Origin of the sequence: Massilia glaciei (assembly GCF_003011895.2) — a bacterium.
Classification (GTDB): Bacteria; Pseudomonadota; Gammaproteobacteria; order Burkholderiales; family Burkholderiaceae_D; genus Telluria_A; species Telluria_A glaciei.
Genome location: NZ_PXWF02000115.1, coordinates 1 through 7,276 on the forward strand (window position 1 = coordinate 1; position 7,276 = coordinate 7,276).

General features: G+C 64.7%; 8 protein-coding genes. 5 read left to right on the top strand and 3 right to left on the bottom strand.

Annotation, left to right across the window (positions count from 1 at the left end; all coding sequences use genetic code 11):
• Both C7C56_RS08460 and C7C56_RS08465 read right to left on the bottom strand, forming a co-directional pair.
• Positions 1–493: DUF4123 domain-containing protein (locus C7C56_RS08460; RefSeq protein ID WP_106757000.1), on the bottom strand; the 493-nt coding region annotated here is incomplete at its 3' end.
• The gene (locus tag C7C56_RS08465; protein WP_106757001.1) at positions 490–906 is read right to left on the bottom strand and encodes a PAAR domain-containing protein; all 417 of its coding nucleotides are present in this window, start codon (positions 904–906) and stop codon (positions 490–492) included. The genes C7C56_RS08460 and C7C56_RS08465, both read right to left, overlap by 4 nt.
• 357 nt (positions 907–1,263) lie before the next feature.
• Between C7C56_RS08465 and C7C56_RS08470 the strand changes: the two genes are divergently transcribed.
• Positions 1,264–1,746 (top strand): DUF2231 domain-containing protein, encoded by a 483-nt coding sequence (locus C7C56_RS08470; RefSeq protein WP_106757002.1) that lies wholly within the window; start codon positions 1,264–1,266, stop codon positions 1,744–1,746.
• Positions 1,747–1,750: 4 nt separating this feature from the next.
• Here C7C56_RS08470 and C7C56_RS08475 read toward each other — a convergent pair whose 3' ends face one another.
• Positions 1,751–2,164 carry a CopD family protein gene (locus tag C7C56_RS08475; RefSeq protein ID WP_106757003.1) on the bottom strand — a complete coding sequence of 138 codons (414 nt, stop codon included), beginning with the start codon at positions 2,162–2,164 and terminating at the stop codon, positions 1,751–1,753.
• Positions 2,165–2,319: 155 nt separating this feature from the next.
• On the opposite strand from C7C56_RS08475, the gene coxB reads away from it, so the two are divergent.
• From coxB to C7C56_RS08490, 4 genes are read left to right on the top strand one after another with little or no spacing between them, the layout of a single operon-like run.
• Positions 2,320–3,276, top strand: a complete 957-nt coding sequence (gene coxB, locus C7C56_RS08480) for a cytochrome c oxidase subunit II (protein ID WP_219933121.1) — start codon at positions 2,320–2,322, stop codon at positions 3,274–3,276.
• Positions 3,276–5,798, top strand: a complete 2,523-nt coding sequence (ctaD, locus tag C7C56_RS08485; RefSeq protein WP_106757005.1) for a cytochrome c oxidase subunit I — start codon at positions 3,276–3,278, stop codon at positions 5,796–5,798. Before coxB ends, ctaD begins: the two co-directional genes overlap by 1 nt.
• Before the next feature lie 27 nt (positions 5,799–5,825).
• Positions 5,826–6,170 (top strand): hypothetical protein, encoded by a 345-nt coding sequence (locus C7C56_RS28670; RefSeq protein ID WP_181373072.1) that lies wholly within the window; start codon positions 5,826–5,828, stop codon positions 6,168–6,170.
• Positions 6,158–7,054 (top strand): cytochrome c oxidase assembly protein, encoded by an 897-nt coding sequence (locus tag C7C56_RS08490; protein ID WP_181373073.1) that lies wholly within the window; start codon positions 6,158–6,160, stop codon positions 7,052–7,054. The genes C7C56_RS28670 and C7C56_RS08490 overlap by 13 nt, the downstream gene beginning before the upstream one ends.
• Positions 7,055–7,276 lie beyond the last annotated feature (222 nt).

The window sequence follows — 7,276 nt, forward strand, 5'->3', positions numbered from 1 at the left end:
CACTCTGCCGTCCTATCCATGCGCGCTTGCCGTTGAGCATCAGGTGCCATTCGTGCACCTGGCCGAAAAATGTCTCGCGCTGGTCCGGATCGAGAATTCCGGCCAATTCGGCCAGGACGCGGGGGTCCCAAAAGCGAAGCAGTGCCTTGCGCTGGTCCGGCAGTTCTATGTCCAGCTTCAGTTGGAGCAGTTGCGTCAGGCCGCGAAGGTCTTGCGGCGCGATGAGCCATGTGACGGCCGGCAGCGCCATCTCCAGAGCCGCCATGCTTGTGACGACGCACGCATCAGCTAGCTCAGCATCGACGAGCCAAGGGCCTGCATGCGCCAGCGGGGCATCGGAAGTGCCTGAAAAGAGCGGGAAGAGGCCAACTCCCTCCTTGAGATTGTCGCCATGGAGGTTTTTGAATTGGGCGCCATCAACCAGCGCGTATAGCCTTAGTGCCGGCTGCTCCTGTTGAAGGTGGGCGAGGCGTTCCGCCACGTCGCTCGTCACTCCCGCACCACGGTCGAACCGCCGCTGGCCGCCGCCGTGAGCAGACAATCCAGACAAATGCCGGACGTGGTCGGCGCGGCGATCAGGGACGTCGCAATCCGTTCCGCACCGCTGTCGTCGGGAGGGGCATCGCCAAGGGAGGACTCGTTCGACCATGTGGTCGTGATCTGGCTTGAGATGAGGCGCGCCCCGCAGGCGGTCGCATCCCCGTGGCGAGCATAGCCGTTACCTGCGCCGTCTACGAGGTCAGTCGGCCCGGCGGTGATCGGGAAGGTGCCCTTGCACTTTGGGCACACGGTCATGTCCCCGACCCGGGCGACGTATTTTCCGTTGATATCAAAGGTCAAATCGGCGCCGATGACGGTTCCCCCATGGGTCGTTTTGTCGCCCATCACGATAAGTGGTTTGCTCAAACAATTTTCCTTTTCTCAGGATGTCTATTTGAAATCGGTCAAGCCATGGAACATTTGATTTTGCGCAAGACGATTGCAGATCGGATTGAGATCGGAAAGCGGACACACGATGGAGGACGCCCCTTAATGACGTTAAAACGCGGGCTGACGACGGACTTGGAGATCCAGGAATGCTCACTCGCGCGAGCATTCCGAGCCTGTCGCCCCGAGCGTGGCACCTTTGATTCCGAATAAGGGCCGCGCGGCCCTGAAATCGACAATGCAGATGGACGCCAACCCGTGCCGCCCATTCTGCGCCGCCGGCGTCGGCTCGCGCATTTCGGAACTACAACTGCGAACAACCATCCCCCACCGCCCATGAAAAGCCCTTTGCTCAAGCCCGTACCAAGAAGCATCCCCAGTTTCGTGGCGATCGCGGGCCATCCGGTGCACGCGATGCTGGTGTCGTTTCCGCTCGCCTTTCTGCTCGGGGGGCTGGCCAGCGACCTGGCCTATTGGTGGACGGCCGATCCGTTCTGGGCCCGCGCTTCCTTGTGGATCATCGGCGCCGGCTTGGCCATGGGCAGCCTGGCCAGCGTCGCCGGCACGCTCGATTTCCTGCTGGTGAAAGAGATCCGGCGCCATGTGACGAGCTGGAGCCATTTCATCGCCGCGATCATGTTGCTGTCCCTGGCCGCGGCCAACTGGTCGATGCGGCTGGCCGATCCCGGGGGCAGCATCTTGCCGTGGGGGCTGTTCCTTTCGGCCGTGAGCGCCCTCTCGCTAAGCACCGTGGGTTGGTTCGGCGGCAAGCTGGTGTTCTACCACAACGTTGGATCCGAAAACGACGAGGACGAGTAGGCGCTTAGAACGGCTTGGCCAGGACCAGGCCCAGCACCACGAAGATCAGGATGGCGGGGCCTAGCGAGAGTGCACGATAGAACCGCGGGGCAGGGCGTGCCTTCCGTTGGTGCAAGTCGCGCATCAGCTTGCCGAAGTAGAGGTGCAGGAAGACCATCAGCAGGACCGCGAACAGTTTGACCGGCAGCCAGCCGCCGGCGAAGCCGCGTTCGAACAACAGCCAGACGCCGGCGAGCACGGTGAGCACGCCGCCGGGGGTCATGGCAAACACGTACAGGCCGTGTTGCATATGTATCGATGCGCGCCGCGTGGCGGGGTCGCCGGCGCCGGCATGCTGCGCGAGCAATTGGGGGAAATACAGCAGGGTGGCCGACCAGATGACCACGAAGACGATATGCAGGCTCAGCATGAGTGACATGGGCGCGACCCCCGAAAAATTTTTAAAAGAACGATGACCGGTTCATCCTCCTAAACAGATAAGCCAAACGGATGCCTGTGCCTATGATCTTTTGCAAATTGCGTCGACAAGGGCTGCTCGCGCCGCTGGTGTGTGTGCTGCCGGGGTGCGCAGGCGTGCAATCAGTCATGTCGCCGGCGGGGCCGGCGGCCGCCGCCATTGCCAAGATCAGCTGGGTGATGTTCATTGGGGGCACCCTAATCCTGCTGCTCGTGATGGCGCTGGCGCTGTACGCGGTGTTGCGCGCGCCACGGCAGCGCGCGCGCACGTCCTCCCCGCTCAACTCCTCCCCGCGCACCTCGTCCCATCTCCTGATCGTCGCCGGCGGCGTCGCGTTGCCGGTGCTCACCCTGACGGCCCTGCTGGTCTATGGTTTCGTCGAAATGCGTCAGTTGCGCGGCGCCGACCCGAATGCGCCGATCGACATTGTCGTGGTGGGCAACCAGTGGTGGTGGGATGTGCACTACCCCGGCGCGCCCGGCCTGGCGGTCACCACCGCCAACGAGATCCATATCCCGACCGGCGTGCCGGTGCGCATCGCCGTGCGCACCAACGACGTGATCCACAGTTTCTGGGTGCCCCGGCTGGCCGGAAAGATCGACCTGATCCCGGGCCGGACCAACCATATCGTGCTGCGGGCCGACGAGGCGGGCATTTTCCGAGGTCAATGCGCCGAGTTTTGCGGCGCGCAACACGCGCGCATGGCCCTTCTCGTGATCGCCGAGCCGGCCGTGCGGCATCAGGCCTGGCTCGCGTCCCAGCGCCGGCCGGCCGCGCATCCGGCGGACGCGCGGGCGCTGCGCGGGCGCCGCGAATTCACCGCCCGCGGCTGCGTCGATTGCCATGCGGTGCGCGGCCTGGGGGCGGCGCCGCTGGCCAGGGGGCCGGACCTGACCCACATCGGTAGCCGCCTTCAGTTGGGCGCGGGCACCCTGGCGAACAACCGCGCCAATCTGGTGGCGCTGATCGCGCACGGCCAGCGGCTCAAGCCGGGCAACCGGATGCCCGCGTATGCCCACCTCGAACCCGACGCGCTCGAGGCCATCGCCGTCTATCTGGAGGGCCTCAAATAATGGCCACCCCATCGGCGCCGGACGCCGCCGCCCCGGAACTCCAACGGCGCCTGGACGAGGTCTGGCGCAATTTGCCCGGCTGGCGGGGCATGCTCGCGGTGAACCACAGCACGATCGGCTTGCGCTTCATCGTCACAGGCTTCATTTTTTTCCTGATCGGCGGCGTGCTCGCAATGCTCATCCGCAGCCAGTTGGCGGTCCCCGGCAACGACCTGCTCGCGCACAACGCCTACGCCCGCGCCTCCACCATGCATGGCACCACGATGATGTTCTTCTTTGCGGTGCCGGTCATGGAGGGCTTCGCGGTGTATCTGATTCCCAAGATGATCGGGGCGCGCGACCTGATCTATCCGCGCCTGTCGGCCTACGGCTACTGGTGCTACCTGTTCGGCGGCATCCTCCTGTTCTCGAGTTATCTGTTCGACGCGGTGCCCGACGGCGGCTGGTTCATGTACGTGCCGCTCAACGGGCCCGCCTTCGCGCCCGGCCCCGCGGTCGATTTCTGGTTGCTCGGCGTGACATTCGCCGAAATCTCCGCGGTGGCCGCCGGTGTCGAGCTGGTGGTGGCGATCCTCAAGACGCGCGCCCCGGGCATGGCGCTGCACCGCATGCCGCTGTACGCGTGGTACATCCTGATCACCTCGTTCATGATCGTGTTCGGGTTCCCGCCACTGATCCTGGCGAGCATCCTGCTCGAACTCGAGCGCGCCTTCGGCCTGCCGTTCTACGACACGGCGTTGGGCGGCGATCCGCTGTTGTGGCAGCATTTGTTCTGGATCTTCGGCCATCCCGAGGTGTATATCATCTTCCTGCCGGCGGCCGGCATCGTGACCACCATCGTGCCCACTTTCGCGCGCCACCCTATGGTCGGCTACACCTGGGTGGTGCTGGCCGTCATCGCCACCGGCTTCATCAGCTTCGGCCTGTGGGTGCACCATATGTTCGCGGTCGGCATTCCGCTGCTGTCGCTGGCTTTTTTTTCGGCGGCCAGCATGGCGGTGGCGATCCCGACCGGGATCCAGGTGTTCGCTTGGATCGCAACCTTGTGGAGCGGGCGCCCGGTCCTGCGAACGCCGCTGCTGTACGTGCTCGGCTTCCTGTTCATCTTCGTGCTTGGCGGGCTGACCGGGGTCATGGTCGCCATGGTGCCGTTCGACTGGCAGGTGCACGACACGCATTTCGTGGTGGCGCATCTGCACTATGTGCTGTTCGGCGGCATGGTGTTTCCGATGTTTGCCGCGTGTTACTACTGGCTGCCCCTGTTCTCGGGCAAGCTGGTGTCCGAGCATTTGAGCCGGCTCACCTTCTGGATGATTTTCATTGGCTTCAACCTGACGTTCCTGCCCATGCATGTCACCGGCCTCATCGGCATGCCGCGGCGCGTCTACACCTACGCGCCGGGGTTGGGGTGGGACTGGCTGAACCTGCTATCGAGCGTCGGCGGCTTCCTCGGCGCGGTGGGAGTCGCCATGTTCCTGGTCGACGTCGTGCTGCACCTTGTCTATGGCAAAAAGGCCGGCCCCAATCCGTGGAACGCGGGCACGCTGGAATGGGCCCTCTCGGCCCCCGGTGCCACCTACAATTTCGCCTCGCAGCCGGCGGTGGAGGGCCGCGACCCGCTCTGGGACCAGCCGGACACGGGCGAGCGCGCCGCGCGCAGCGGGTACTACCTCGGCCACGCCACGGCCACAGTGCGTGAGACGCTCATCACCAGCACCATGCATGCGCAGCCGCAGTATGTGGCGGTCCTGCCGGGCAATACCAGCACGCCCTTTTGGGCGGCGGCGCTGACCTCGCCGTTGTTCATCGGCATGCTGGCCAAAATGTACTGGCTGGCGCTGGGCGGCGCCCTGCTCGCGGTCGGGGCGCTCTTCGTGTGGGCCTGGCAGGGCGGCTCGCGCTGCCCCGCGGGCAGTGTGGATGCAGGTGGCGGGCTGACCTTGCCCTACCATTTCGCGTCGCCGCGCTCACCGGGCTGGTGGGGGGCCCTGATCGCCCTGCTGGCCGACGCGACCGTCTTCGCGTCGCTGATCTTCGCGTATTTCTTCCTGTGGACGGTGGCCCCGGCATGGCCGCCGCCGCCGGGCTATGGCCCCTTGGCACTGGTGCCGCCGTCGATAGGGGGCGCGGCACTGCTGCTAAGTGGCGTGGCCATGCGCTGGGCGGACGCGGCCAACCGCGCGGGACAGCCGCGCCGCCTGCAATACGGATGCGCCGCGGCAATCGCGCTGGCGCTGGTGTTCATCGCGGCCCAGCTCATCGGTTTGCATTTGGGCGCCGTGCCGGCCAAGTTGCATGCCTACGGCGCGCTGGTGCACACAATCAGCGGCTACCAGCTGGTGCACGCGGCGGCCGCGGTGCTGATGGCGTGTTTTGTCGTGCTGCGCGCGAGGGCCGGCTATATCGACTGCGGCCGCCCGGTCGAGCCCCAGGTGACTGCCTTGTTCTGGTCTTATATGGTGATGCAATGGGTGGTCGGGTACGTGGTCATTTATATCTTCCCCTTCGTGGCGGGCAAATAAATGGCCAACGTTCTTAAACGGAGCAGTTTGTTCACGCTGACCAGCGTGCCGGTCATCTGGTCCATCCATTTCCTCTTCTGTTATGTCATCGTTTCGCTGGCCTGCACCGCCGGGACCAAGCGCGCGGTGCTGTTCGGACTGAGCGTCGTCGAGGCGGGCGTGGGAATCGCGACGCTGTTGGCCGTCGCGCTGCTCAGCTATATCGGTGTGATCAGCCATGCCAGATGGATCGGCTCCGCACAGCAGGCGTCCGGCGACGGGCGTGCCGAGCGCTTCTGCGGCCTGTGCACGATGCTGCTGTCCATCCTTTCGATCTTGGTGGTGCTATGGGTCGCCCTTCCAGTTGCCTTGCTGCCGCCATGCGCCGCCTGACGCCGGCCGCTCGCGCCGCGGCCATCTTCGCGGCTTTGGCCGCGCCGTCGCTTGGCCTGGCGCACTCCGGCGACACTGCGCACCACTGGTGGACGTTCGATCCGTGGGTGTGGGTGCCGCTCGCGCTGTTCATCGCCTTGTATAGCAAGGGCGTCGTCTCGATGCGAAAGAAACACCGCGCATCAAGCTTGTTGCGGGCGGGGCCACTTGGCGCTTTCTTCCTCGGCACGACCGGATTGTTCCTGGCGCTGATCTGGCCACTCGATGCCCTCGGCGAGATCAGCTTTGCCGCCCACATGGCGCAGCACATGGTGCTGATTGCTTTTTCCGCGCCCTTGCTGGTGCTGGCCAGGCCGTCGGTGCCGCTCGCGTTGGCCTTGGCCGGCTGGTGGCCGCGCACCTTCGATTGGTTCGCGCGACTGCGCAAGCTGACGCAGCCACTGCTCCGCCCGAGTGTCGCCTTCGCAGTGCATGCGGCCGTGATCTGGGTCTGGCATGCGCCGGTGCTGTTTGATGCCGCATTGCGCCGGCCTTGGCTGCACACCGTCGAGCATCTTTCCTTTGTCGCCAGCGCGATGTTGTTTTGGGCGGCCATCGGGGGCGACCGGGCCGCCGGGGCGGGCGCAAGCGGGATGGCGGCGCTATGGTCGCTGGTCACGCTGATGCATACCGGAATGCTGGGAGCATTGATCACCTTCGCGCCGCGCCTGCTGTATTCGCCCAACGGCGCGGCGGCCGGCCTGGCGCTGACCCCGATGGAGGACCAGCAACTCGCCGGACTGATCATGTGGATTCCCACGGCGCTGTGTTATCTGGTCGCCGGGCTTGGGTTCGCCGCCGGCTGCCTGCGGCAGGCCGCGTGCGACAAGCCTCCACGATTTTGAGTGTTGTCTATTGCAAAGCCCCTTTACCTTTGCTATAGTTCGCCTCCCGAAGAAAAAGACGCGCTAAATCAACAGCTTGCGGAACAATCATCGGGAACGCTTTAAGAGCGCGTAGTAAAAAAAGAAGTTGACGAATATCGCGAAACACTGCATAATCTCACCTCTCTGCTGCAACGAACACAACGCTTCGTGATATGCGGCAAGATGCTTCACCGAATTAGT